We start from the raw sequence: 24,527 nt of genomic DNA on the forward strand, positions 1-24,527 counted from the left end.
AATTAATTGAAATCCCAATAAGAATAAATTTAATTTAACAAAGGTTTATCGATTTCATTGCTTCTGTTTTAAAGTGAATATGGGTAGCGACACTTTATATGTTACCACCAGTAATCGTATGGCTATCACAATACCAGTAGTTATGATGTAACTAATATTTTCTTCAATCGAAAACGTATACAATATCATATAGGCGATACCTCCAGCAATGGAGGCCGTGGCATAAATTTCTTTCCTAAAAATAACTGGAATCTCATTACAGAGAATATCTCTGATGACTCCTCCAAAACAGCCGGTAGTGGTACCCAATGCTACACATACAATCGGTGATAGATTTACGCGTAGACCTGTTTCGACACCGATTATCGTGAAGATGCCTAGTCCTATGGTATCAAATAGGAAAAGTGATTTTTTTAAATAATTCAGTTTATTTCTAAATATAATTGCTAGTGCTGTGGCGGTTCCGATTAGGTATAAATAAATAGTGTTTTCCATCCAGGTCACTGGAGTATTACCAATTAATACATCTCTTAATGTTCCTCCACCAATGGAGGTTACAAAAGCTATGATGAATATACCAAATAAGTCGAGTCTTCGATTCATGGCCGCAAGTGCTCCTGAAATAGCAAAAGCCGCAGTACCTAAAATATCAAGAAGATTAAAAATGCTCATAGCAATTATGAAAAATCAAAAATTAGCGGCAAAAGTACAGGAAATGTATTGAATAACAGCGAATAGGCTAACATAATATACAATTATCATTATATAATAATTCTTAATAAAATTAGTGTAAGTTTTCTACTCAAATTACTACTTTTACAGCAGCAAAATGAATGATTATGTCTGAACATATAGAAAGAATAAAATGTCTGATTATAGGATCTGGTCCAGCAGGTTATACTGCTGCGATTTATGCAGCCAGAGCAGATCTTAAACCAATTATGTATACGGGTTTAGAACCTGGTGGACAATTGACTACCACAACAGAGGTGGATAATTTTCCAGGATATCCTGAAGGAATTGATGGACCAACAATGATGGTACAGCTGCAACAGCAAGCTGAGCGTTTCGGTACGGAGGTTCGAATTGGTATGGTAACTGCGGTTGAATTTAGTGATGAAGTAGGAGGGATCCATCAAGTTACTGTTGATAATGACAAAAAAATTGAGGCGGAAACTGTGATAATTTCTACAGGAGCTACTGCCAAATACTTAGGATTGCCTAGTGAGCAACGCTTGCGTGGAGGAGGTGTATCTGCCTGTGCGGTATGCGATGGCTTCTTTTATAAAGGACAGGATGTAGCTATCGTTGGTGGAGGTGATACTGCTGCAGAAGAAGCAACATACTTAGCTAAAATCTGCTCACACGTTACGATGTTGGTGCGTAAGGATTATATGAAGGCGTCTAAAGCAATGCAACACCGCGTGGATAATACGTCAAACATTACCGTGAAGTATAATACTGAGGTAGATGAGGTTTTAGGAGAGCAGGTAGTTGAAGGATTACGCATGGTGAATAATGAAACCGGTGAAAAAGAAGAAATAAAGATTACTGGACTTTTTATTGCTATTGGGCATAAGCCAAATACCGATATTTTTAAAGGTCAGTTGACTATGGATGATGCTGGATATATCAAAACTACTGGTAAGTCAACAAAAACCAATAAACCAGGGGTATTCGCTTCAGGAGATGTACAAGATAAGGAGTACCGCCAGGCCATTACTGCCGCGGGTACAGGTTGTATGGCAGCGCTTGATGCAGAACGTTACTTAGTAGGTATAGAAACTAAGGAGGAAGTCTCTGCCTAATAGTACTATAAGAAAGACTAGAAATAAAAAAAGCTTCCTTTTGGAAGCTTTTTTTATTAGTTTAAGATAAAACGGTTAGGTGTATAATCCAGGTTCTTTTTATACAATGTGGCTTCGTTTAGGAAGACATCGAGTTTAATCTTAGGCTCGCCAAGTAGGTAAATTTCTGCTTCATCTATAGCTTCAATGGTTATCGCATCATTCGATTTGATATAGCATTCACTTTTACCTTCTGCAATAAGCTTGCTGGTACCCGAAATTAGTTTTTGTCCAAAAAATTCTGAATCCAAACCAGCTCTTACCAATAGGTTCTTAACTTCTCCTTCTAATTCTGCTTCCGCATTTTGGTATAAATCAACAGTAAGACTATCGGATGTTACCACGCCTTTAAACACTGCTTCTTGATTTATTTGGTAGAAGGCTTCAGATGCGGTAGTATGTAAGGTTACATTGGCTTTTTCATGTGCAGTTGCTTTTAATTGTTGAGCCTCTACGGTTAGAAAAACCTCTGTCTCATTGTGGCATTCGATGAGTATATTTGAAGCTATAAGTGAATTTTTTGCGTTTGCTTGCACTTCGTTATAAAATTTTAAGCTTTGTAATGCTGCAGCACATCGTATGGTGATGTTTAATGCTTTGGCTCTACGGATATCCGCTTTGGTTTTTATAGTCAACACATCATTAACAACTTCGTACACAATAAACTCTTGCACATTACTATCCGCTTCAATGGTAATCATAGGATCGCTATCTTCCATGAGCGTAACCTGAAGGTTGTCGTATACTTCTATAGAAGAAAAGTTATCAATAATTTTTTGCTCCGTCATGACAATTTTATTGCCTTTGACTTTTTCTTTTTGAGCCAATAGTGTTGCGCTTATCAGTACTATAAAAACAATGCTAAGTTTAAATTTCATAGTTATGGTCTTTATTATGGTAACTCTTTTTTGAATTATAAAGTATACCGAAACTAATATATTTTTTTAATAAAAAGACCTTACTATTTAATAAAGGTTGCACGAAAACGTATTTCATTTTACTAACTTAATTAGTAAGATAGGAGTAGTGTTTGTTTTTGGTCAAACCTCGATTTAACTCCTACTTGTTTATCATATCGGAGCGCACTAAACGACCGCCATGATTTTCTTAATCAAGAATGGGAATAGTATTCTAAATAGGGTCCAAATGACTAATCCTCCAAGTAATAAAACTGTTGCGATACCTATAGGTAATACACCTCCGAATGTAAACATCGTACCGAGTACAAAAGCTAATAAGTATAAAGGGTGATGGATGTGCACAAAAATAGCAAGTAGTAAGGGTGCCCAGATAACAAAGCGTAAAATATGTGCCAAATCAAATTCCCACAGTAAAGCGATACCAGCTCCAAATAATAAAGCAAAGACAAACCCTCTGCTTAAAGTGGTTAGGTCATATGCTGTGCTTTCAATTTGCTGTAGTTTTTGACTGATGCTGATCAGTAGTAAGCTTAGTAGAGGAATGGATAATAGTCCCCACCAATTGGAGATACCTGGTAAATCCTCTCTTGCTAAAAGATAATGTGTCATCACCGTTCCATCTAGATGATCCCAGGCAATGTGCAGTGCCACCACTGCTGCAGCTAGCAGGGAGCATATTTTTTTATTTTTTAAGATAAGTGTGGCAATCATAGTGCAATGGTTTTAGAGTTCCATAAAAAAAGCTGTAAGAAAAATAACGAATTATATCATTCCTTACAGCTTTTATGAGATTGGTTGGTTGTTATTGAAAATTAATTTCTTCTTACATTACCTCCTGAGTTTTCTACCTCGTCTATTTTTTCAGGGTTTCCGTAGTAATTGATATCCGCACCGCTACTGGCTTTGCCTCTAAATTCTTGTTTCGCATGAATTTTAATAGAGGATCCACTACTTGCGGTAGCACTGGCGATTAAGCTTTCCATATCTCTAGACTTGATATCTGCACCACTAGATGCTTTGGCATCATGTCGGTTTGCTTGACCTGATAACTCAATATGCGCCCCACTCGATACTGAAGATTGTAAGGTTTCTGCTCTAACACTTAGTTCAATATCCGAACCACTTGAAGCTTTTAGGGTTAAGTTTCTTTCCACCACAGTTGCTTCAGAACTAATGCTTGCTCCACTAGAACTGGCGATCTTATTTAGTGATTTATACGAAACAAATACGTTTTTTTCATCTGCTCTGTAAATATTTTTATCTGAAGTAACATAGAGGGTATTGTTTTCTACATAAACTTCAATGTGTTGATGCAGATTTTCATTCGCTTCTACAATCACTTTGGCATCATCACTTTTTATTAAGATTACATCTAGCCCCTTGCTTGCTTTTACACCTGTAAAGGCTTTGTCAATTGTTTTTTCCTTACGAATCACTTCTCCTTCTCCTTGAATACCATTAAAATTCATATTACAGGAGGCTAAGAATAGGGAAAGGAAAGCGGTTACTAAGATTTTTACTAAAGTTGTCATGTTGTTAATTTTTAAGTTAGGCTTCCTTCGGTTGCCTCTGCTGTGTGTAAGCAGAGGCGTTGAAGAAAGGTTTTTTGATTGATTGATTTTTTAATATTGGTTTAATTTTCGGATTTAATATTTACACCGTTTTTGTCGATTTTAATATCTACTTCCTCATTTTTTATTTCCAGGCCTTTTTTATCTATTTTGACCTTAGATTTAGAAGTGCTATCGCTGATATTGATATGGATCCCATCTTTATCTTCGTTATACTTCCAATTGTTTTCTGCGGCTTCATCTTCACAGGTACTGCATAACAATTTTCCATCTACTAACTGCAGGTAGTTACCTTCTCTACGATCAACTACCAAATAATCGTCGTAACTCCAGGAGTTATTATACCTTCTGGTGTTATTATCTGGGTAAATCGTCATCCCTTCAGGTAAGGTAATGATAACTTTTACCTCTTGATCGCGGTACTTATTAGCATAATCCGTAAGTGCATATCCATTTATTAATAAGGTATTATCACTTACTTCGTATCCAAATATGATATCTTCTGCACGTTTTTTAGCTTCCTCATAAGAGCTTCCATCAGCTTTCTTTTCGATGCTTATTTTAGCAACGGTATCTCTGCTAGATGCTCTAAAAAACACCTGTACGTCCTTGATTACGATAACTTTATTGTCATTTTCATCACGTCTAATGCTAAATTCATTACCTCTTCGTAGGGTATTGATGTATCTAGTATTACGAACCATTTGAATGTTTAAGGTATCATTTTTAGCTACTGGCAACACTTTTTCTTGGGTAATAACCTGTGCATCAAAAGCTTCTTGTGTAGCTTGTTTGATTCCTAAGAATACAAGTCCAAAAACTGCAGCAATCCAAACTGCTAATAAGCTAATTTTTGCTGGAGTACCGATTGATTTTAAGTTTGTAATTAAAATCTTTAGTCCAAGTATGAATAGAAAAAAGAACGGTATTCCTATGGCAAAAAAGCATAATAATGAAAGTAACCAAAGTGGTGCTTCTGGCATATTAGCCACTCCGATATGTTCACTTAGTCCGGTATCTACAAAGTCAAATGTACCTACTGTAAAAAGTCCAAAGAATAATCCGATTAATGTAGCCCCTGCAAGGATCAATAAAAATACCCCAACAAATTTTACAAAAATTTTAAACAAGGTAAGTGCTACATCTCCTAGAGCTTCAAAGAATGTGGTAGAGCTACTTTTTACTTTGTTTCCATATTTTTGGTAGTCTACATCTTTTACTTTGTCTGCTACATCATTGAAGCCTTCTTTGATTTTTTTTTCGATATTACTGATATTGACAGCTTCTCCTTTCATTGCCAAAAAATCTGCAGTGGTTTTAGCCTCAGGAACAAAAAGCCAAAAAGCAATATAGATTAGGATAAAAGCACCACTAGAAAATACGGTGAACAGTATCCAGGCCAACCGTATCCAAATTGGATCAATACCGAGATAATGACCTAATCCTGAACTTACTCCACCAACATATGAATTAGTGGTGTCTCTAAACAATTGTTTAGTGTTTTTAGTTTGGCTTGATGCCTTTGGTTCGTCTTCAAAAATTTCTTCGTCTATTCGGTAATCTTCAGGTTGACCCATAACTTCAATTACTTCGTCAACTTCTTTCATTCCGATAACTTGTCTTTCGTCTTTTATTTTTTCACTAAAAAGTTCTGCAATACGAGCTTCGATGTCTGATATGATCTCATCTCTTCCCTGAGAGTCCGTAAATGAACGTTTTATAGCATCCAGATAGCGTTGTAACTTCAGGTAAGCGTTTTCATCTACGTGAAAAAATATGCCTGCTAAATTTATATTTACTGTCTTGTTCATTGTTTCGTATCTTTTTTAGGTTGTGTTACGAGATTTACCGCGTGTCGTAATTCGTCCCAAGTGGTATTTAGTTCTTTTAGAAATAGTTTTCCGGTTTCAGTGAGTCCATAATATTTTCTTGGAGGTCCTGATGTGGATTCTTCCCAGCGATAGCTAAGTAATCCTGCGTTCTTCAGTCTAGTAAGTAAGGGATATATTGTGCCTTCCACTACTAGCATCTTTGCATCCTTAAGCGTGTCAAGAATTTCTGCTACATATGCATCGTCGTCTTTTAATATCGAAAGTATGCAGTATTCCAGAACACCCTTACGCATTTGCGCTTTCGTGTTTTCGATCTTCATAAAGCTGTTTTTTTAAAAAGTTAAACTGTTCATTTTTTGATTGATTGATTGATGATGGTTATGTTTTTATTTTAAAAACCGTATGGTTAATGGGTATCTATATTCTTCTCCTTTATTTGCCTTTATCGCAGCATTTATTATAAATACTATTTCTAAGAAAAAACCGATTAAGGCAATAATTCCAATAAATGAAGCTCCAATTAACACATTAAAACTACCTGGGTTAGACATATTTATATGAATATTGTCATTGTGGGTAAGATTCATTAATGAAGCGTCACCAAGGACATTAAATATGAAAAATGGTATGGATAACGTTCCTAATACAATAATGTAAAGTAATATACTTAATTGAAAATTGATCGCTTCTTTGCCATTCTTGTCAATAAATTCAGACTTATCCTTATTTAGGGTCCATAATAAAATTGGAGCTATAAATCCACCAAATGGGAAAAAATACTTGGAAAAGATTCCTAGATGAATAAAAGTTGCAATGTTTTTGTGATTTGAATTGTCCATTTTTTTGATTGATGATGAATGATATAATAGTTTCTTATGCAAATATATGGTTAAAAAAAGGTATTATGCAAAACATAGTACCATAATTTAACATAAGTTTAAGAAAAATATTACTTCAGCAGCTTGTTTCTTTTAGCTATATTGAACCCAAAATCACAAGGAAATGACGTTAACACCAAGGAAACTCAATATTTTTTCACTTTTCAAATTACCATCTGCCTGGTTATGCGGAGTTAGGGTAAAAAGCATAAATGACTCAGAATGCGTAGTAACGGTTAAGCATAGATGGATCAATCAAAATCCTTTTAACTCTATGTTTTGGGCAGTACAGGGAATGGCAGCTGAATTAACTACAGGAGCGTTGGTTGTAGGGTATATTAGAGATAGTGGTAAAAAGATATCTATGCTAGTTGCTAATAACAATGCTACGTTTACTAAGAAAGCAACAGGCAGGATACAGTTCGTTTGTAAAGATGGACTTACGGTCAAAGCAGCTATCCAAAAAGCGATTGCCACGGGAGAAGGGCAAACCGTATGGATGAAATCCATAGGAACAAATAAAGAAGGTGTGGAGGTTTCAACTTTTAATTTTGAATGGACCTTAAAAGTAAAATAGGATAGGTAAGTGCTGTAACAAATATACCTGATATACTACTTATTAGGTGATAATTATTCATTAATCACTAAATAAACAACTTATGAATGCACACGAAATCGACTACGAAATCATCGGAGAAGAGATGCAATATGTAGAAATAGAACTAGACCCCCAAGAAGGTGTAATTGCAGAGGCGGGAAGTTTTATGATGATGAACGATGGTATTAAAATGGAAACAATATTTGGAGATGGCTCTCAGAAAGATCAAGGAGTACTTGGTAAAATATTTGGTGCAGGTAAGCGCATCCTTACAGGCGAAAGTTTATTTATGACGGCTTTTTATAATCAGGCTGTGGGTAAGAAAAAAGTAAGTTTTGCTTCTCCCTATCCAGGTAAAATCATACCTATAGATTTGATGCAATATGGAGGTAAATTTATTTGTCAAAAAGATGCTTTTTTATGTGCTGCCAAAGGTGTTTCTGTAGGGATAGAATTTTCAAAACGATTAGGTAGAGGCTTTTTTGGTGGTGAAGGTTTTATTATGCAAAAACTGGAAGGCGATGGTATGACATTCGTACATGCAGGAGGTACTACAGCACGCAAAGAATTACAACCTGGTGAAAAATTGAAAGTGGATACCGGTTGTATCGTTGGTTTTAGTCAAACTATTGATTATGATATCGAATTCGTCGGAGGTATAAAAAACACAATATTTGGAGGCGAGGGATTGTTTTTTGCAACCCTAACCGGACCAGGGGTGGTTTATATCCAATCGCTACCCTTTAGTCGTCTAGCAGATCGAATTATAGCCTCAGCACCTAAGACTGGTGGCAACCGAAAAGGAGAAGGTAGTATTCTAGGAGGTATAGGTGATCTTTTGGATGGTGATAATCGATTCTAATAATGTTAAATTAAGGATTAAAACTCGTTTTTTTAGGTAAAATTATATATATTAGCTAGAACAACTTTTAAAAATATAAGATTATTCCTACAAATTTACTTGTTTTAAACCAATTCATTCAAACCCTAGATTTATGGCTAGAGCAATGTTTGATTACACCAAAACAGTACTTAAAAAAGTAAGTTTTGATGTTAATCTTTTTACTAAGGAAGTAATTAAAGCTGTGAGCAGATTACTACCACACGAGATTGAAGAATTAAAAATCTGGATTCAATCTTTAACTATGAAACATCCAGAATTACAACCTTGTTTAATTTATCTAAAAACATAACGAAAAAGCGACTTTTTAGTCGCTTTTTGCTTTTAGAATAGGGCTTATAATTTCTACATTCTGAAATGCAATTGCTCCTCTTACTACACCTGCAATAGTGCTATGTAGTGCGTCAATGATTTGCATTTTGAGCTCGCTTTTGCTAAAAATTAAACTAACCTCCCTTGCCGGAGATGGTTCTGTAAAAAATCGTAGATTTTGTTTCTCTTCTTGTCGAATATCAAGAGTATGTAGATAGGGTAGTAGTGTCATTCCCAGACCTTCATTGGATAATTTAATTAAAGTTTCAAAACTTCCGCTTTCCAATTGAAAATGATCATCCTCATAACTTTTGCTTGTTTTACATAGATTGATGATGCCATCTTTAAAACAGTGTCCGTCTTCTAATAAAAGCATATCATCAATATCAAGATCAGCTACTTCAATCTTATCTTTTTTATGTAATCGATGATTAGGAGGTATATACCCTACAAAAGGTTCATAGAATAGCACACGCTCTTTGATATTCTCATTTTCTAGCGGAGTGGCTGCTATGGCTGCATCTAAGTGACCATCTTTTAAACGTTCCATAATTGCTTCGGTATGAAGTTCCTCTATCTTTAATTTAACCTTTGGAAATTTTTTGATAAAGTTGTTTAAAAACATCGGTAAAAGAGTTGGCATTACCGTGGGGATAACCCCAATTTTAAATTCACCGCCGATGAATCCTTTTTGTTGATCTACAATATCCTGTATACGCTCGCTTTCATTAACAATATTTCTGGCTTGCATCACCAATTTACTACCTACTTCGGTAAGTTCAATTGGTTTTTTACTTCTATCAAATATTAAAATGTCCAACTCTTCTTCAAGCTTTTGTATTTGCATACTAAGCGTTGGTTGAGTGACAAAAGTTTTCTCAGCAGCTTTGGTAAAGTTTTTATGCTCTGCTACAGCAAGTACATATTTTAATTGTGTGATGGTCATGAAATAGAAATTTTGACAGATGCAAAAATAAAAAAGCTATTGAGGATAGCTATTAAAAAATTTATAAAAATTTGTTTTTCTTATAGAGTGAAAGGAGTGTGTTCTAATTATAGTTCTCTTTGTGTTTTTTATATTTTATGTTTTTAACATTTTTACTTGTTTATTTACTTTAAATAGGGTTTTATTAAGAAATATCATTAATTATTTAACATTTTATTTGTTATTGTTTAAAGTTGTAGTTAGTTTCGCGGCTTACACAAATCAATAACTTATACGTATGAGAAATTATTTTTTTAGGGCGCTCGTTGTCAGTGTTCTTCTATTAGGGTTTACCGTTTTACACGCACAAAAGATGGTCAAAATCGGAGATGAATTTGATGTAAATCTTAGTGTTAAGCAACAGTATCAAAAATTTAAAAAACCAAAATCTACTGCTAACAACAACTCACTACATTTAGTTTATGAGAAGAAATTTGCCTCAAAAAATTCTTCCTATATCAAACTGTATTTCAAAAATTTTGATCTGGCCCCAGGGGACTATCTAGAGATCACCGGACTAAAGAGTTATGAAACTTTAATCTATGCTGAGCAAGGTAAAATTATCGATCTCCAAATGACTATGATTAGTGATTTTTGGACTAAAGTTTTGTTTGATGACGCTATAGCTCTTCGGTTGTATTCGTCAGGTAAGGCTGGCAGTCATAAGGGATTTGAAATTGCTAAAGTAGCTTACGGCTATAGTGAGGAAAAAATTGAGCGATTAATGCAGAATGATCAAGTAGCACAAAAGGCAATTTGTTCTGGTGATGATAAAGAGCGTATTGCCTGTTACAAGGGTACAGAAGTGTATGAAAAATCAAAGGCAGTATGTCGACTATTAGTTAATGGTGTAGCTGCTTGTACAGGGTGGTTATTAGGTAGTGAGGGACATTTGATGACTAATAATCACTGTATAAGTTCTTCGACCGGATCCAATAATACGGACTTTATCTTTAATTATGAATATGAGAATTGTTCTGGTAGTTCTTCCACGCGAAGAGATGTTGTGGCCACTACTTCTACCCTTATTAAAACAGATGCTTCATTAGACTATACGCTTTTAAAATTACCTGTTAATCCAACAAGTACATATGGATATCTAAGTTTAAGCAGTACTGTGCCATCTGTAGGAGATAGAATTTATATACCACAGCATCCTAGAGGGTTGCGTAAAGAAGTTTCTGTTGTAACGGAGTCTGGTTTTTCTGAGGTTTCTTGTGTGGGCAATTGTGCCACACCAAATGTACCAGAGAAAACCATAAACTATTATGCAGATACCCAGGGAGGTAGTTCTGGGTCTCCAGTGATTGATTATAATACTAATCTGGTGATAGCTATACACAATACCGGAGAATGTCCAAATGGTTCATTCGGTAGATGTGATGATTTAATCACTGCAATTGGAACTGATATGCCTAATAACGGTGTTGACGGCACGGGTGGTGGTGACCCTGACACGGATCCCGACCCAGATCCGGATCCAGTATGTAGTTCAACAGTAGCGTCGTTTCCATACAATCAAAGTTTTGAAGCCAATGTAGGTTGGACTCAAATTAATGGTGATGATGGAAATTGGGTAAGAGACGCATCAGGCACACCTTCTTCTGGTACAGGTCCAGGATCTGCCATAGACGGTAATTACTACCTGTTTCTAGAGTCCTCTACCAATGGAAGTACGGGTCAAATTGGATCAAACGCAACAGCAATATTGGAAAGTCCTTGTTTTGATCTCTCAGTACTTACTGTAGCTAATTTTTCTTTTGACTATCATATGTATGGTTCGAGTATGGGGAGTTTAGTTGTAGAGGCCACATCAGATGGTATAACTTGGAGTAGTATTTGGGCGAGATCTGGTAACCAAGGAAATCAATGGTATGCAGCAGATATTGACCTCAGTCTTTATTTGGATTCACCGAATTTTAAATTACGGTTTATAGGAACTACAGGATCTAGTTATACCAGTGATATGGCGATTGATAATTTGAGTATCAATTCGTATTCAGATCCAGACCCAGACCCTGTTTGCGAGGTTTTAAATTTTAATGATAGCAGTATATTTTCTTTTGCAGACCAGGACAGAAGAGGGGATTATATGATACAAAATGATGGTACAAGCTTGGTATTAACTAATAACACCTGGAAATATATTCCTATGGAGTATACGGTTACTGAAAATACGGTTGTAGAATTTGAATTCAGTAGTACTAACGAAGGAGAAATTCATGGGATTGCTTTTGAAAATGACAATAGATTAACTGCAAACCGTTGCTTTAAAGTGTATGGTACTCAGAATTATGGTATAACGAATTATAATAATTATAACAGTGGAACGGTAAAATATGTCATTCCCATTGGTAATTCTTATACAGGTTCTATGGACCGGTTAGTTTTTATAAATGATAACGATTATAGTACGGGTAATAATTCAACCTTCTCTAATGTTAAAATTTATGAAGGATCTTGCGGAGCCGAAGTGGTAAATTTTGAAGCTTACACAATAGGAAGTGATGTTTTAGGTGACCAAGACGAATTGGATACTACTATTCAAATAGCTTCTAATCCTATAAAAAAAGGACAAACCCTTCAATTGATGGCTTATAATATGGATTGGACTAAGGCTTCTTTTACCATTTATAGTTTAGCAGGTCAATTGCTTAAAAAAGGCTTTATACAACAAGCGGGTACGATAAATGTATCAGGAATGCAACAAGGTTTGTATGTTCTAAAGATTAACACTCAATCTTTAATAGTCACTAAACAGTTTATTATTAAATAGTAATCTATTGGTCAAAAGCTGAAAAGAGGCTGTATTAACGGCCTCTTTTCTTTATTGACTAACTCAAATTGCTTGTTATAAACGGATTTCCAGAGTTAAATCTTCTTGATTGACCGTAAATTTAGCATCATTCCAGCTAGGAGGTCCGTAGCTCATATTGTTGTTAGACACCCCGTAATTTTCCTTTGGCATTCCGTTAGCTTCAAAATCCATTTTTCCATTATTGTTGGCATCGTGCACGCAAGTGATTCCATATTCTCCTTGTGGCACATTTGTGAAAGTTACTGTAGTTTTTCCGTTTTTAATTTCTCCTGCAGCTGTTTGTATTGGAGCACGTTTCATAAAAGTATCTTCGGTATAAAGGGCAAACAAAACTTTGCCATCGTTATTATTTACGTTAGGTACGGTAATAGTTATCGTATGTTCTTGGGATTCTTGTGCATTGCTTATGAATGATAAAGTGGTCATTGTGATAAAAAGAACTAATGTTTTCATAATTTACTCTCTTGATTTTTGATTTATTATTTGATTCAAAAGTGCAAGGATTTGAGAAGACTGCATAAACTTAGATACTCAATCGTATAAAAAAAAGGATGAACTGTAATTTATACTTCTGTCAATCTTATCTTGTGCAAAAATCCTACTATGAATATGACAAAAGGTGTAGACTATTTCTTGGAAAAGCTGTTTGGGTACAATTAAATTATAGTAAACCTCGGGCTTTAATTTCCAGGTACTTGTTGATGGTATTTACGGTTAATTCCTCTGGTGGAGTAAGGATGGTATGAATACCATGTTTTTTTAATTCGTTTACGATCATTTTTTTCTCGTAAATGAACTTTTCTGCGATCGTTTTTTCAAAGATTTGTTTAGTGGTTGTAGCGGATTGGGGGAGTAAATCGGATAACTCTGTATTTTCAAAGAAAACAACCACCAATAAATGATTTTTAGCGATTGCTTGTAGATAAGGAAGTTGCCGATGTAAGGCGTCCATGGTTTCAAAATTAGTATACAAAAGCAATAAACTTCGCTGGGTGATGGACCTTTTGATATCGATGTATAATCGACTAAAATCAGATTCAGAAAAGTCTGTCGTAATATTATACAGGGTTTCAAGGATAAGATTCATTTGACTTTTTCTACGCTGGGCCACCACAATATTTTCTACCTTTCTAGAGAAAGTGAACATACCAGCCTTATCCTGCTTTTTTAAAGCAATATTAGAAATGACTAAGGTAGCATTGATTGCATAATCCAATAAACTTAACTGATTAAAGGGCATTTTCATCACCCTCCCGATATCAATAACTGAATACACAGGTTGAGATTTTTCATCCTGGTATTGATTGACCATTAATTCTCCTTTTTTAGCCGTAGCTTTCCAATTGATATTGCGTATATCATCTCCTGAAACGTACTCTTTTATTTGTTCAAACTCAAGTGTATGACCAATGCGTCTAATTTTTTTAAGACCATAGAGACTTAATTTTTTACTAAAGGCTAAGAAGTCATATTTTTTCAATTGTAGAAATGAAGGGTAATTAGGAACGGAATGCTGGTCACAAAAAACTTGTTTTCTGGATAATAATCCTATAGGAGATTTAGAATAAATATTCAATCTTCCAAATGTAAAGTTACCTCTTTCAGTGGGTCTAACCGTGTAGGTTAATTTTTTTTCTTTACCGGCATTTAACGTGGTTTTTAGCTCAAAATTACGCTCTTGAAATTGAATAGGAAGTTCATCCAATACCTTGATTTGATTCTTAAAAGGATAGGTGTTTTGTAAGTGTATTTCTATGGTGTTGTGATCTCCATTGGATAATTTTTCAGGCAAAATTCTATTTGCTTTAATCGGATTTTTCTTTCCGTATAACAGAATTCCGTCAAACACGGTGCTTATAGAAATGATAGTTAATAAAAGTTTAGCTATTTCAAAAAGATTAATATAGAAATAGGATAATATAAAAACCACTACAATTGAAAAAAATGCAGTAAAAAAACGTTGATTGATATATAAACTTTTAAGAAAAGACTTCACTATCGTGGTATTTCAATGGTTTCTAATATTTGTAATACTATTTTTTCCTCTGTTAGTCCTTCCATTTCTCGCTCTGGAGTTAGAATAACGCGATGTCTAAGCACAGGTACGGTTACTTTTTTAATATCATCTGGTGTAACAAAATCCCTTCCGTTCATAGCGGCATAAGCTTTAGATGCATTCATAATGGCAATTGAAGCTCTTGGTGAGGCTCCTAAGTATAAATTGCCGTTATTTCGGGTGTTATCAACAATTGTAGCAATATATTTTAAAAGATTATTCTCAATAAGAATATTTCTTATTATTTCCTGATATTCCTCAATTTGTGCTGCAGATAAAACGGATTTAATATGTGCAGTAGGTGCATTATCCTTTCTTTCATGATGTCCTTCAAGAATACTTACTTCTTCTTCTAAGGAAGGATATCCAACATTTATTTTGAATAAGAAACGATCCAATTGTGCTTCTGGCAAGGCATATGTTCCTTCTTGCTCAATAGGGTTTTGAGTAGCAAATACCAAAAAGGGTCTTTGCATCTCATTTTTGATACCATCAATAGTGATTTGACGCTCTGCCATTACTTCAAATAAGGCTGCCTGGGTTTTTGCGGGAGCTCTGTTGATTTCGTCAATCAAAATTATGTTGGAAAAAACTGGCCCTTTTTTAAATTCAAAATCAGAAGTCTTTACATTAAAAATAGAGGTTCCTAAGATATCACTAGGCATCAGATCTGGAGTAAACTGAATTCGGCTGAAGTCGACATTCATAGTTTTGGCTAATAATTTAGCTGTAACTGTCTTTGCAACACCCGGCACCCCTTCAATCAATGAATGACCATTGGCTAAAATAGAAATAATCAGTAAATCGATCATTTCTTGCTGCCCAATTATTATTTTACCTAATTGCTCTTTTATTTCTACAACCGCATTTTGAAGATCTTTTAGATCAATTCTGTTATTAAATGCTAATGGGTCCTGATTAGGATTGCTTTCTTCCATAATTATTATAATATAAAATCTTCTATTTTTTTATTCAATTCTAGTAAGTCGCTTTCGGTATGTACAGTTCTACCGCGAAGCTGAATGATTAAATCAACAAGTTCCTTCGTTCTTTCTGGCGTATTTTTTGTTTTCGCTGTCAGTTTCTCAATAAATACTTTATCCAGTTTATTAGTACTTATATGATGAGTACTTCGTATTTTTTCTAAGAAATAGGTAATCTTCTTAGCTATAATATCACTATAATCCTTGTATTGAAAATAGAGGTCTCCAACCGTTTTAGTAAATTCAATTGAGGTATTTTCTAAAGGTTTTATAACGGGGATAATACGTTGCTCTCTTTTTGCTTTAAATATCACAAAAAGAATAAGTCCTAAAATTAACAGGTAATATGACCATTTTAGGGGAGCTTGTGTCAATACAAATCGCATAGGAGATTTTATGATTCTTCTACCGCTTTTAATGTAGTCATCCCAATAAAGTTGATCCAATGGTTGTATATATGATAGTGCATTAGATGCATATTTTTGATTCTCTGATAGGAGATAGAAATTGGAAAAGGCTTCTGGTAAAGTGTTTAGATATAGGTTACCTTTTCCTTTTTTGATTTGTATAAAATTTATTTCTTCTAAGCTATCATTTTTGCTATTGTAATACCCCAATACTTTGGTGTTAAGGGTATCAAAAGCATTAAATACCGTTTTGTAAACCCTGCTTTTATAGGTGAAACTATCGGATGATGAAAATGTGTTTGAAGTAAAAATCGGATGAATCTCTGTTTCGGTGATTTGATAATCGGTAGTGGTTTCAATCTGCAATGAATCCTTAAAAATTGTTCCAAAGCCGTGTGCTGCAATGAATATAGAATTTCCTTTTTCTACATAATCGATCATTTTTTCATAGGATCTTTTATCAATATTAAATTCTGGATTGATAAATAGATATGCACTCTTATTACTTACCTCTGTATTGCTTAAAAAATCATAAGGATTTTTAGATACAGCTGTTATTTTATCGGATCCTTGAATTTCCTTGAGTTCATTAAATAATACATAGGAACCGAAAGGGATTTTATCTGCCGAGGTGTAACTGTCTTTCCAATTAATAGGCTTTGGCTTAAACAACTCAACCAAAATTATAGTTAGCAATGCTAAACCTAAAAGTGTTAATATGAATTTAGACCTTTTATCCAATGCTTATTTTATTAATGAATTTAAATTATCAAAGGTCCGCTTCGCTTTATCAAACCCTCCTTGATCTAGTTCAAACTTACCATACCAGATGTAGTCATACAGGTAAGATACCCTACTGAAACCTTGTTTTATGGATGGATTAGCAATCTCTTGGAAATAGTCGGTATTTGTCTTTTCAAAATGATACTCAACAATGGCAGAAGCTGATAAGTTTTGTAATACCTTGAGGTACATGTATCGTATTGCTAGTCTATAATTTTGATTTGCCAAAGCTTCGCTGATGAGATCTTCTAGGTTGATTTTTTCGATATCTTCTTCAGCTATATGGATAGGTAAATTGACCGAGGTGTTTTTTCTTTTAAAAAAAGAAATTGCATCTTTTCCTGCTAAAATGCGGATGACAAGATAGATGGCAAACCCTATGAGGATGATATATATGATAGTTTCAATTACTTTGAGGATAGCAGGATCTATTTTGATACCTAGCATATCGGCTATACCATTGGAGACCCAGTTTATAAATCGAGCCAATAAATTTCGCGATTCTACAATATCCTGTGTATAATCAAATTCAGAACCATTATATTTATCGTTTAAGTCTTTGGAGAATTCAATGGTTTGAATAGTAGTGCTATCAATAACAACTTTAGTATCTTCTTTTTGCTGAGCACTGACTATTATCGTAAAATAAAAAAAACAGAATGATATGTATCGTATGCAATTACTCACCCTGTCCGATTTGATCAATTCTCTTTTTCATCATCACATTATACTTCTCCTCGTGTACAGAAAAATATAAAACCCCATTAATAAATTGTGATAAAGATTGGGAGTAAGCCATTACGATTAAAACCAGGGTAAGACCAATAGTGTAAATAACCGTTGCAACAGCAGAGGTTTCCAGTGCGTCTCCTGTCTCTACAGCATGAAAGGTATATATTCCTATTAAAATACCAGGTGCGGTTAATAACAAAAGAAATAGCAATCCTAAAAGGAATCCGATAATAAAATTAACTCCAACACATTTCCAAAAAGCACTTTTAACTAAAACCCAACCTTCACCAAGACTTTCAACTGCTCCTTTCTTTTCATTTAACATTACCATAAAAGAAATACCTATCCATGAACTAATAAAAAACTGAATGATATTCTGTGCAAAAAAACCAAGTAATGGGATAAATGAAAGAATCAGGTAAGCAATACCAAAAACAAAGTAAATCACTATAACTAAAATTATAAATAGTATAATGCTACCTATATTATTTACAATTAGATTCCATACATCTTTCTTTTTTACATCAGTATGCTCTTGTTTATTATAATTGACCATGTATGAAGAAGCTAGACTGTAATTTAACGCAGCAGTGGTAATTAGAACGAGAAAAAAACCGATAAATCCAAAGCCAATCATCATCATTGCCGATTGATCATTACCTCCTGATTTTTCTATAGCAATAGAATCCATTATCCCTGAAACCATTAGATAACTAGACCCTAATAATAATAAAATAAAGAGGCCATTGTACCTTAAAAAGATATTAGTAAATCCTTTTATATTTTGTTTAAAAAAATCAAAATAAACGGTAATGATTGCGCCAAAGTCTCTACGTTGTTTAAGTTCTATGTAATTCTTTTTCATATTTTTTACTTAGTAGGATGGGGTATATGATATAGTAGTATACGATTAAAAATAAAGAGGCAAATATAATTATAAAAGCTAACCAAGTTGGCATATTTGAATAACGGGTTATAAATCCTTCAATAAAACCAGCTGTGATGAAAAATGGAATCGTACTGACTACAATTTTGAGTCCATCTTTTGCTCCTTTCATAAATGAAACCCGTCTTGAAAAAGTTTTAGGAAAAAGAATGCTATTACCCATAACAATACCTGCACAACCTGCAATAACGATAACCGAGATTTCAATTGTACCGTGTAACCATACTGATTTTGAAGCTTCGAATAGTAATCCTTGATTATAAAAGAACGTCATAAAAGCACCGAGCATAACCCCATTAGAAAATAAGATATAACCTGTACCTATGGAGGTTATCACCCCAAAAGCATAAGCTAAAAATGCTACTCGTATATTATTGATTGTAATTCCTAAAAAAGAGCCAACCATACTACCGCTTTTATAAATCCCAGTTGGGTCTCCTTTTTCAATATTGTTTAATGTTTCATTGACATAAGCGTCTCCCAATATTAATCTTAAAAATGAAGAATCATTAAGGGCAGAGATAATACCAATACTACAAGCAGCGGTAAATATCAGAAAGGTATATAGTAAAGTACGATGGTATTTTTTGAAAAAAAGAGGGAATTCGTATTTCCAAAAGCTTAGGATTCGATTTTTATCCTCTTTTTTATTGATATAAATTTTTTGATGTGCTTGTGAGGCTAGGGCGTTTAGATATAATAATGTCTTACTTTCGGGATAGTAGGTCTGTGCATACGCCAAATCGTTGGTTAAGTGGATGTAGTAATCCGCAAGTTGATCTGGAGTTAGGATAACTTTTTTATGGATTGCTTTTTCAAAAGCGATCCATTTTTCTTTATTTTGCTTCACGAAAGCTGCTTCCCGCATCTAAACTTTTTTGATAAAGATAATTACTTACTATTAAATGGCAAATATAGCAATCAATACCACTCAAAATGTTAATCTAGACTACAAAATTGTTAGTATAGGAGAACGAATCGTCGCTTTTTTAATTGATTTTGGTATTTTTTGGCTCTACTTTTTCATTGTAAACCTTATCACCTCGGTTGTAGGAACTGCTTTTTCCGATACTTGGACGGTAATCGGTGTTCAATCCTTATTGTTAGTGCCAATAATGTTTTATTCCTTGTACATGCATATCATATTTAATGGTCGTACTGTAGGAAAAATGATAATGAAAATGCGTGTTGTGCGTACCGATGGATTGCCGGTGCATTGGAGTAATTATATGGTGCGATGGATGCTACGCTTAGTAGATATTTGGATTTTTACTGGTTCCATAGGTATTCTTACCATACTTTTTTCTGATAAAAAACAACGTCTCGGGGATGCTGCTGCAGGAACTATTGTTATTTCTACTAAAAATAAAGTAAAGATATCTCATACGATTTTAGAAGAGGTGGGAGAGGACTATCAGCCAAAGTTTACTAGTGTGACAAGCCTATCCGATAAAGATGTGCGTTTGATAAAAGAGACCTATCAAATTGCTAAAAGCTCAAGAGATTACAAAATGCTTACTGCTTTGCGTCAAAAAGTAGAGCAACTCCTGGAGACCAATTCCGAGTTATATGATATTCAGTATATAGATACAGTACTAAAGGATTATAATTATTTTACTCAGCAATTTTAAGTTATTTTATGACCTCTGCGGTAATAAAAATATTTTCTTTTGGCCATTCGCTGCCATCTACAGGTACGTTGGAAATTTTATCTACCGTACTCATTCCTCGAATTACTTTGCCGAATATGGTATGCTCTCCATCTAAATGATGGGCTCCATTCTGAGCTACCACCACAAAAAATTCATAGGGTGTAGAACGATTAGAAGGGTTATCTACCCACTGTTTAGACAGCGCTACCATGCCTCTATCGTGTTGAACCCCTTTTAGCTGTTCTTGTGGAATGGTATAATCGCCAATTTCAAAACGTTTTTTTGACATTTCTGTACGGTCACTATTACCACCTTGAATTACAAAACCTTTGGAAACTCTATAGAAGAATGTTTCGTCAAAATATTTTTGTTTCACCAAATAAATAAAGTTCGCTCTATGAATTGGGGTCTCTTCGAATAATTGAATATCAAAACTACCTAGTCGGGTTTTGATGCGTACAATAGTTTCTTGGTTTTCTTTACCATATTGGGTAAAAAAATCAATCAGGTTATCATTGGTTATTTTAAAGGGTTCTTCTTTTTTGGTGGTTACGGAGTCCTTATTGATCGCGGTCGTTTTGGGATTGCTATCTACTACTGCGGTGTCTTTTTTTAAAGTTTTCGCTTCAGTTGTAGTCGTTTTATTTTTTTTAGATTGTGTATCTTCACAACTTATACTTATACAAGTAAAGAGAACAAGTAACGATAAAAAAGTTTTGGTCAATGACATTTGATACATTTAATAATTTGATACCAAAAATAATGAAAATGTCGGTACCGGGAGAATCTTCTCATTTTCATATGGCGCCCGAATTAAGAATGCGAGAGTTGCATCAGCTAAAAATAGAGGAGCAAAACCCTAAGAAAGCTGCCGTACTCATGCTTTTTTATCCTAAAAATGAAATTACCCATTTGGTATTGATTTTACGCCCAACGTATGAAGGGGTTCACTCGGGTCAGGTAGCATTACCAGGGGGTAGAGTAGAAGACACAGATCCTGATTTTGAACATACAGCATTACGCGAAACCTGGGAAGAAGTTGGTGTACCTATGGAAGCCATGCGTGTCATAAAACCGATGACTAAAGTTTATATTCCTCCTTCTAATTTTTGGGTGTATCCTTATATAGGATCTACTATGAAAACTCCTCAATTTATACCGCAAGAAGATGAGGTAGCTCAGGTCATAGAAATACCAATTGCTAAACTTTTAGATGATGCTAATGTTACTTCGCAAAAATTAAGTACGTCATATGCTCAAAATATAAAGGTACCGGTCTTTAATCTAGATGGTTACGTGGTTTGGGGAGCTACAGCGATGATGTTAAGTGAGCTGAAAGTATTTTTAAAAGGTGTTTTAGAATGATATTTTTTTATATTTGGCAGCTGTTTTGTTGAATTTTCACAAGAATTTATCGCTTGTCTTAGTGTAGGATTGTAGATAAATTTTTAAATTCATAGTTCAATCAGCTAGATACTAAGAATTACACATCGCTAATCAACTAAAATTGTAAATCATAATTCTATGGGATTATTTAAAAAGAATCCTTTTGGTCATATATTGTTTTTAAAGAAGTGGTTAATTCGTATTATGGGAGCACTAACCCATAGAAGATATCGTGGATTTAATGAGCTTCATATCGAAGGCAGTGAGATTTTTAAAGAGCTACCCGAAAATGGCGTGTTGTTTGTTTCGAATCACCAAACCTATTTTGCAGATGTTGTTGCCATGTTTCATGTGTTCAATGCGAGCCTTAGTGGTAGAACAGATTCTATAAAGAATATCGGATACTTATGGAACCCTAAACTCAACTTGTACTATGTTGCTGCCAAAGAAACGATGAATGCGGGGTTGTTGGCAAAAATTCTAGCGTATGCAGGAGCGATTACTGTAGAACGTACTTGGCGTGAAGCAGGCCAGGAAGTTAACCGACAAGTAAAGATGAGTGATATTACCAATATCAAAAGAGCTTTAGAAGACGGGTGGGTAATTACTTTTCCGCAGGGAACAACAAAACCTTTTAAACCTATTCGAAAAGGAACTGCGCATATCATACGTCAGTATAAGCCTATCGTAATTCCAATTGTTATTGATGGTTTTAGAAGATCATTTGATAAAAAAGGAGTAACGATCAAAAAGAAAGGAATCTTGCAGTCTATGGTGATCAAAAAACCATTGGATATTGATTATGAAAATGATTCAATTGATGATATCGTTGAAAAATTAGAATATGCCATAGAACAACATCCATCGTTCTTAAAAGTGATTCCTAAAGAAGAAATTGAAGCTATGGAAGAGCTTAATCAAAAAAGAAGGTGGGAGTATTGATCGCACTATTTTAAATAAAGAAAAACCGGCTTTCTTGCCGGTTTTTTTATATCGTATAATTAAATTTTATGGATTCCAGCTTCGCAAAACAGTTGGGTTTGTAGGTAAACCGTTTTGTTCTGCATCTGGGGTTGCTAATAGTTCTATTTGAATTACCAGGCCATCACTAGCCCTAAGGTTAATGGCTCGGGTTTGAAAGCTATTACCGTCCAGTGGATCTGCGCTATTATCTAGAGCCATAGGTAGCATATAAGTTTTAACCAAACCACCTTGTGTGATGCGTACACTTACATCACAACCTCCATCAGGACAATATACATTACCAGCTCTCTGGCGGTCAGCTTCAAGAGTTGGATCAAATAAATCGATCAAGCCACTGCGATATGGACCTATAGGAGGATAAACAATAGTAGCTTGTGGTGTTACAGCGCTTACCCCAGCCATTATACTGATCACATCTACATTTCTTTCATTGGCATAATCCACTCCATTATTTGAGATTATTTGTGTATAATCTCCAGTACTATGATCCCAGCTCGCATAACTGCCTAAAGATTCGTTCCAAATCACGATATGATTTTCTAAATACTGTTGCATTTGAGCTACAGAATAATCCGAAAAATGTCTTAGTAAAAATCCTTCTTCTTGATCACCTTGTCCACCGCCTTGCATAGGGTCTTGCTTGTAAACTCCAGGTGTTCCACCTACTGCATTAGGTTGAACCGTAGGAGGGATAAATTTTTTACTTGGTAGATCAAATGCCCACACAGGACCAGCGTGGGTTTTATTAAAATTGTCAGGGGCTGCTATGCCGTGCATATCTCCTTTATAAGGATATTGCTGGTTATTACCCCAATGTGGTAGTGCAAATGCGTGACCCAATTCGTGATGCAGTATTCCAATATTATTACCATTTCCAACTCCGGCAAATCCACCGGCCTGTCCACCAGATGGCACGCCATATATATTAGTGTAAAACAACGATACTCTACCTTTGGTACCTGCCGCTGCTTTAAGAGCTCTGTTCCATTGTGCTGCAGTAGCCTGTTCTCCATCAAAGCTAGCTCCGGTGATCGTTTGGTATTCTTCTCTTGAACTGACACGTGCGGCAATGGCATTAGCATCTCTTCGGGGTGGCACAGTAAGTTCTTGAAAAAGCACATTAGGCACTCTAATTAATTCGATGCTGGTTGCAGGCCATTTGGCTTCTAACTCTTCTTTCCATCCGGTAGGGTAGTCACCGGGAGAATTTACAAAGAAGTGCGCATCAAACAAGGTCATTATTATCTTATTGGGCGCTCCAATAGTTAAGTCTACAAGATCTACGCTTTGTGTACCGCTTTCTACCGTTATTTGTAGACCAGGTTTAACCCATTCTTTTGGGATAATGGCAGTGTAACTGTCCTCATAATTATGATCCACTTGCCCTGGTCTTAAATCAATAACTTCCGGGGCGTTAGTAGGTGGATCCAATTCTATAGTTAGTTGATTTCCATTTAGGTTTAATACAGCTATTGCTGGAGTTGATGCTTCTTCAGTGATTTGGGCTTTTAACAGAGCCTCCTTATTGCTTACTAATTTAAATCGCTCGTCATCAGGATGCATAACGTGCGTTTGAGCAAAAAAGACTTCGAAATCTCGGTTTGCATCATCATAAGGATTAAGCGGGACAGAAAGTTCCTCTTTGCTACACGCAATACCAATAAGTAGTGTCAATACGAGTAGGAGATAATTACTTTTCATAAAGTAGACTTTTTGGGGTTGATAACATAGTTGTACCAAAGATAACTACTTAGTGCGAATAAAATTGTGATTGATTTATTATTAAGCATCAGTATGTGTAAACCTAAAAAGAGTCTTGTGGAGTGCTGTTTTTCAGAGGTATATAATTTTTTCGTGTCTTAAATACTACGGTTTCACCTTTCTATTTAATACGTGCAGCTGAGCTAAGTTGAAACAGTATTACCGATTCTGTAAG

At 34.9% G+C, this 24,527-nt stretch carries 25 protein-coding genes; 8 read left to right on the top strand and 17 right to left on the bottom strand.

Features of this window, described 5'->3' with window-relative positions; genetic code table 11:
- Nucleotides 1-54 precede the first annotated feature (54 nt).
- Nucleotides 55-672, bottom strand: coding sequence for a trimeric intracellular cation channel family protein (locus EV197_RS09125; protein ID WP_130286448.1), 618 nt, complete (start codon nt 670-672; stop codon nt 55-57).
- Nucleotides 673-839: 167 nt separating this feature from the next.
- On the opposite strand from EV197_RS09125, the gene trxB reads away from it, so the two are divergent.
- A complete protein-coding gene (trxB, locus tag EV197_RS09130) occupies nt 840-1,808 on the top strand; it encodes a thioredoxin-disulfide reductase (RefSeq protein WP_130286449.1) in 969 nt (322 codons plus the stop codon).
- Between the two features lie 56 nt (nt 1,809-1,864).
- On the opposite strand, the gene EV197_RS09135 is transcribed toward trxB, so the two are convergent.
- From EV197_RS09135 to EV197_RS09160, 6 genes are all read right to left on the bottom strand, one after another.
- Nucleotides 1,865-2,725, bottom strand: a complete 861-nt coding sequence (locus EV197_RS09135) for a GIN domain-containing protein (RefSeq protein WP_130286450.1) — start codon at nt 2,723-2,725, stop codon at nt 1,865-1,867.
- Nucleotides 2,726-2,932: 207 nt separating this feature from the next.
- On the bottom strand, nt 2,933-3,478 hold the full coding sequence (locus tag EV197_RS09140; RefSeq protein WP_130286451.1) for a hypothetical protein: 546 nt from the start codon (nt 3,476-3,478) through the stop codon (nt 2,933-2,935).
- Between the two features lie 101 nt (nt 3,479-3,579).
- Nucleotides 3,580-4,299 carry a head GIN domain-containing protein gene (locus EV197_RS09145; protein WP_130286452.1) on the bottom strand — a complete coding sequence of 240 codons (720 nt, stop codon included), beginning with the start codon at nt 4,297-4,299 and terminating at the stop codon, nt 3,580-3,582.
- 101 nt (nt 4,300-4,400) lie between these two features.
- Entirely contained in the window at nt 4,401-6,149 is a 1,749-nt protein-coding gene (locus EV197_RS09150; protein ID WP_130286453.1) for a PspC domain-containing protein, read from the bottom strand.
- Entirely contained in the window at nt 6,146-6,490 is a 345-nt protein-coding gene (locus EV197_RS09155; RefSeq protein ID WP_130286454.1) for a PadR family transcriptional regulator, read from the bottom strand. Before EV197_RS09155 ends, EV197_RS09150 begins: the two co-directional genes overlap by 4 nt.
- 66 nt (nt 6,491-6,556) lie before the next feature.
- Nucleotides 6,557-7,009 (bottom strand): DUF4870 domain-containing protein, encoded by a 453-nt coding sequence (locus tag EV197_RS09160; RefSeq protein ID WP_130286455.1) that lies wholly within the window; start codon nt 7,007-7,009, stop codon nt 6,557-6,559.
- Between the two features lie 163 nt (nt 7,010-7,172).
- Here EV197_RS09160 and EV197_RS09165 point away from each other — a divergent pair, with 163 nt between their 5' ends.
- The 3 genes from EV197_RS09165 to EV197_RS09175 all read left to right on the top strand — a co-directional run bounded on the left by EV197_RS09165 (nt 7,173) and on the right by EV197_RS09175 (nt 8,839).
- Nucleotides 7,173-7,625 carry a DUF4442 domain-containing protein gene (locus EV197_RS09165; protein WP_130286456.1) on the top strand — a complete coding sequence of 151 codons (453 nt, stop codon included), beginning with the start codon at nt 7,173-7,175 and terminating at the stop codon, nt 7,623-7,625.
- Nucleotides 7,626-7,707: 82 nt separating this feature from the next.
- The gene (locus EV197_RS09170) at nt 7,708-8,508 is read left to right on the top strand and encodes a TIGR00266 family protein (protein ID WP_130286457.1); all 801 of its coding nucleotides are present in this window, start codon (nt 7,708-7,710) and stop codon (nt 8,506-8,508) included.
- Between the two features lie 133 nt (nt 8,509-8,641).
- Nucleotides 8,642-8,839 (top strand): hypothetical protein, encoded by a 198-nt coding sequence (locus tag EV197_RS09175; protein WP_130286458.1) that lies wholly within the window; start codon nt 8,642-8,644, stop codon nt 8,837-8,839.
- Nucleotides 8,840-8,854: 15 nt separating this feature from the next.
- Here EV197_RS09175 and EV197_RS09180 read toward each other — a convergent pair whose 3' ends face one another.
- Nucleotides 8,855-9,805, bottom strand: a complete 951-nt coding sequence (locus tag EV197_RS09180; RefSeq protein ID WP_130286459.1) for a LysR substrate-binding domain-containing protein — start codon at nt 9,803-9,805, stop codon at nt 8,855-8,857.
- A gap of 277 nt (nt 9,806-10,082) precedes the next feature.
- On the opposite strand from EV197_RS09180, the gene EV197_RS09185 reads away from it, so the two are divergent.
- Nucleotides 10,083-12,620: a trypsin-like peptidase domain-containing protein gene (locus EV197_RS09185; RefSeq protein WP_130286460.1), complete on the top strand. Its 2,538-nt coding sequence runs from the start codon at nt 10,083-10,085 to the stop codon at nt 12,618-12,620.
- Nucleotides 12,621-12,695: 75 nt separating this feature from the next.
- Here EV197_RS09185 and EV197_RS09190 read toward each other — a convergent pair whose 3' ends face one another.
- From EV197_RS09190 to EV197_RS09220, 7 genes are all read right to left on the bottom strand, one after another.
- Nucleotides 12,696-13,115 (bottom strand): DUF2141 domain-containing protein, encoded by a 420-nt coding sequence (locus tag EV197_RS09190; protein WP_130286461.1) that lies wholly within the window; start codon nt 13,113-13,115, stop codon nt 12,696-12,698.
- Nucleotides 13,116-13,323: 208 nt separating this feature from the next.
- Nucleotides 13,324-14,658 (bottom strand): DUF58 domain-containing protein, encoded by a 1,335-nt coding sequence (locus EV197_RS09195; protein WP_242610714.1) that lies wholly within the window; start codon nt 14,656-14,658, stop codon nt 13,324-13,326.
- Nucleotides 14,658-15,656 (bottom strand): AAA family ATPase, encoded by a 999-nt coding sequence (locus tag EV197_RS09200; protein ID WP_130286462.1) that lies wholly within the window; start codon nt 15,654-15,656, stop codon nt 14,658-14,660. Before EV197_RS09200 ends, EV197_RS09195 begins: the two co-directional genes overlap by 1 nt.
- A gap of 5 nt (nt 15,657-15,661) precedes the next feature.
- The gene (locus EV197_RS09205) at nt 15,662-16,849 is read right to left on the bottom strand and encodes a DUF4350 domain-containing protein (RefSeq protein ID WP_130286463.1); all 1,188 of its coding nucleotides are present in this window, start codon (nt 16,847-16,849) and stop codon (nt 15,662-15,664) included.
- 3 nt (nt 16,850-16,852) lie between these two features.
- Nucleotides 16,853-17,578, bottom strand: a complete 726-nt coding sequence (locus tag EV197_RS09210; RefSeq protein WP_130286464.1) for a hypothetical protein — start codon at nt 17,576-17,578, stop codon at nt 16,853-16,855.
- Nucleotides 17,571-18,488: a hypothetical protein gene (locus tag EV197_RS09215; RefSeq protein WP_130286465.1), complete on the bottom strand. Its 918-nt coding sequence runs from the start codon at nt 18,486-18,488 to the stop codon at nt 17,571-17,573. The genes EV197_RS09210 and EV197_RS09215 overlap by 8 nt, the downstream gene beginning before the upstream one ends.
- Nucleotides 18,463-19,437 (bottom strand): stage II sporulation protein M, encoded by a 975-nt coding sequence (locus EV197_RS09220; protein ID WP_130286466.1) that lies wholly within the window; start codon nt 19,435-19,437, stop codon nt 18,463-18,465. Before EV197_RS09220 ends, EV197_RS09215 begins: the two co-directional genes overlap by 26 nt.
- A gap of 37 nt (nt 19,438-19,474) precedes the next feature.
- Between EV197_RS09220 and EV197_RS09225 the strand changes: the two genes are divergently transcribed.
- Nucleotides 19,475-20,200: an RDD family protein gene (locus tag EV197_RS09225; protein ID WP_130286467.1), complete on the top strand. Its 726-nt coding sequence runs from the start codon at nt 19,475-19,477 to the stop codon at nt 20,198-20,200.
- A gap of 1 nt (nt 20,201) precedes the next feature.
- Here EV197_RS09225 and EV197_RS09230 read toward each other — a convergent pair whose 3' ends face one another.
- The gene (locus EV197_RS09230; protein ID WP_165389033.1) at nt 20,202-20,951 is read right to left on the bottom strand and encodes a peptidylprolyl isomerase; all 750 of its coding nucleotides are present in this window, start codon (nt 20,949-20,951) and stop codon (nt 20,202-20,204) included.
- On the opposite strand from EV197_RS09230, the gene EV197_RS09235 reads away from it, so the two are divergent.
- Nucleotides 20,945-21,586 carry an NUDIX hydrolase gene (locus EV197_RS09235; RefSeq protein WP_130286469.1) on the top strand — a complete coding sequence of 214 codons (642 nt, stop codon included), beginning with the start codon at nt 20,945-20,947 and terminating at the stop codon, nt 21,584-21,586. The genes EV197_RS09230 and EV197_RS09235 overlap by 7 nt on opposite strands.
- Nucleotides 21,587-21,745: 159 nt before the next feature.
- Complete coding sequence (locus tag EV197_RS09240; protein WP_130286470.1) at nt 21,746-22,549, top strand: lysophospholipid acyltransferase family protein; 804 nt, start codon at nt 21,746-21,748, stop codon at nt 22,547-22,549.
- 66 nt (nt 22,550-22,615) lie between these two features.
- On the opposite strand, the gene EV197_RS09245 is transcribed toward EV197_RS09240, so the two are convergent.
- Nucleotides 22,616-24,292 carry a M66 family metalloprotease gene (locus tag EV197_RS09245; protein WP_130286471.1) on the bottom strand — a complete coding sequence of 559 codons (1,677 nt, stop codon included), beginning with the start codon at nt 24,290-24,292 and terminating at the stop codon, nt 22,616-22,618.
- Between the last annotated feature and the right edge of the window lie 235 nt (nt 24,293-24,527).

Origin of the sequence: Aquimarina brevivitae, assembly GCF_004216895.1 — a bacterium.
Classification (GTDB): Bacteria; Bacteroidota; Bacteroidia; order Flavobacteriales; family Flavobacteriaceae; genus Aquimarina; species Aquimarina brevivitae.

Bases quoted from the DNA above. Each gene is read 5' to 3' on its own strand.
- EV197_RS09125 (WP_130286448.1), bottom strand. From the start codon at position 672: ATGAGCATTTTTAATCTTCTTGATATTTTAGGTACTGCGGCTTTTGCT.
- trxB (WP_130286449.1), top strand. From the start codon at position 840: ATGTCTGAACATATAGAAAGAATAAAATGTCTGATTATAGGATCTGGT.
- EV197_RS09135 (WP_130286450.1), bottom strand. From the start codon at position 2,725: ATGAAATTTAAACTTAGCATTGTTTTTATAGTACTGATAAGCGCAACA.
- EV197_RS09140 (WP_130286451.1), bottom strand. From the start codon at position 3,478: ATGATTGCCACACTTATCTTAAAAAATAAAAAAATATGCTCCCTGCTA.
- EV197_RS09145 (WP_130286452.1), bottom strand. From the start codon at position 4,299: ATGACAACTTTAGTAAAAATCTTAGTAACCGCTTTCCTTTCCCTATTC.
- EV197_RS09150 (WP_130286453.1), bottom strand. From the start codon at position 6,149: ATGAACAAGACAGTAAATATAAATTTAGCAGGCATATTTTTTCACGTA.
- EV197_RS09155 (WP_130286454.1), bottom strand. From the start codon at position 6,490: ATGAAGATCGAAAACACGAAAGCGCAAATGCGTAAGGGTGTTCTGGAA.
- EV197_RS09160 (WP_130286455.1), bottom strand. From the start codon at position 7,009: ATGGACAATTCAAATCACAAAAACATTGCAACTTTTATTCATCTAGGA.
- EV197_RS09165 (WP_130286456.1), top strand. From the start codon at position 7,173: ATGACGTTAACACCAAGGAAACTCAATATTTTTTCACTTTTCAAATTA.
- EV197_RS09170 (WP_130286457.1), top strand. From the start codon at position 7,708: ATGAATGCACACGAAATCGACTACGAAATCATCGGAGAAGAGATGCAA.
- EV197_RS09175 (WP_130286458.1), top strand. From the start codon at position 8,642: ATGGCTAGAGCAATGTTTGATTACACCAAAACAGTACTTAAAAAAGTA.
- EV197_RS09180 (WP_130286459.1), bottom strand. From the start codon at position 9,805: ATGACCATCACACAATTAAAATATGTACTTGCTGTAGCAGAGCATAAA.
- EV197_RS09185 (WP_130286460.1), top strand. From the start codon at position 10,083: ATGAGAAATTATTTTTTTAGGGCGCTCGTTGTCAGTGTTCTTCTATTA.
- EV197_RS09190 (WP_130286461.1), bottom strand. From the start codon at position 13,115: ATGAAAACATTAGTTCTTTTTATCACAATGACCACTTTATCATTCATA.
- EV197_RS09200 (WP_130286462.1), bottom strand. From the start codon at position 15,656: ATGGAAGAAAGCAATCCTAATCAGGACCCATTAGCATTTAATAACAGA.
- EV197_RS09215 (WP_130286465.1), bottom strand. From the start codon at position 18,488: ATGAAAAAGAATTACATAGAACTTAAACAACGTAGAGACTTTGGCGCA.
- EV197_RS09220 (WP_130286466.1), bottom strand. From the start codon at position 19,437: ATGCGGGAAGCAGCTTTCGTGAAGCAAAATAAAGAAAAATGGATCGCT.
- EV197_RS09225 (WP_130286467.1), top strand. From the start codon at position 19,475: ATGGCAAATATAGCAATCAATACCACTCAAAATGTTAATCTAGACTAC.
- EV197_RS09235 (WP_130286469.1), top strand. From the start codon at position 20,945: ATGACATTTGATACATTTAATAATTTGATACCAAAAATAATGAAAATG.
- EV197_RS09230 (WP_165389033.1), bottom strand. From the start codon at position 20,951: ATGTCATTGACCAAAACTTTTTTATCGTTACTTGTTCTCTTTACTTGT.
- EV197_RS09240 (WP_130286470.1), top strand. From the start codon at position 21,746: ATGGGATTATTTAAAAAGAATCCTTTTGGTCATATATTGTTTTTAAAG.
- EV197_RS09245 (WP_130286471.1), bottom strand. From the start codon at position 24,292: ATGAAAAGTAATTATCTCCTACTCGTATTGACACTACTTATTGGTATT.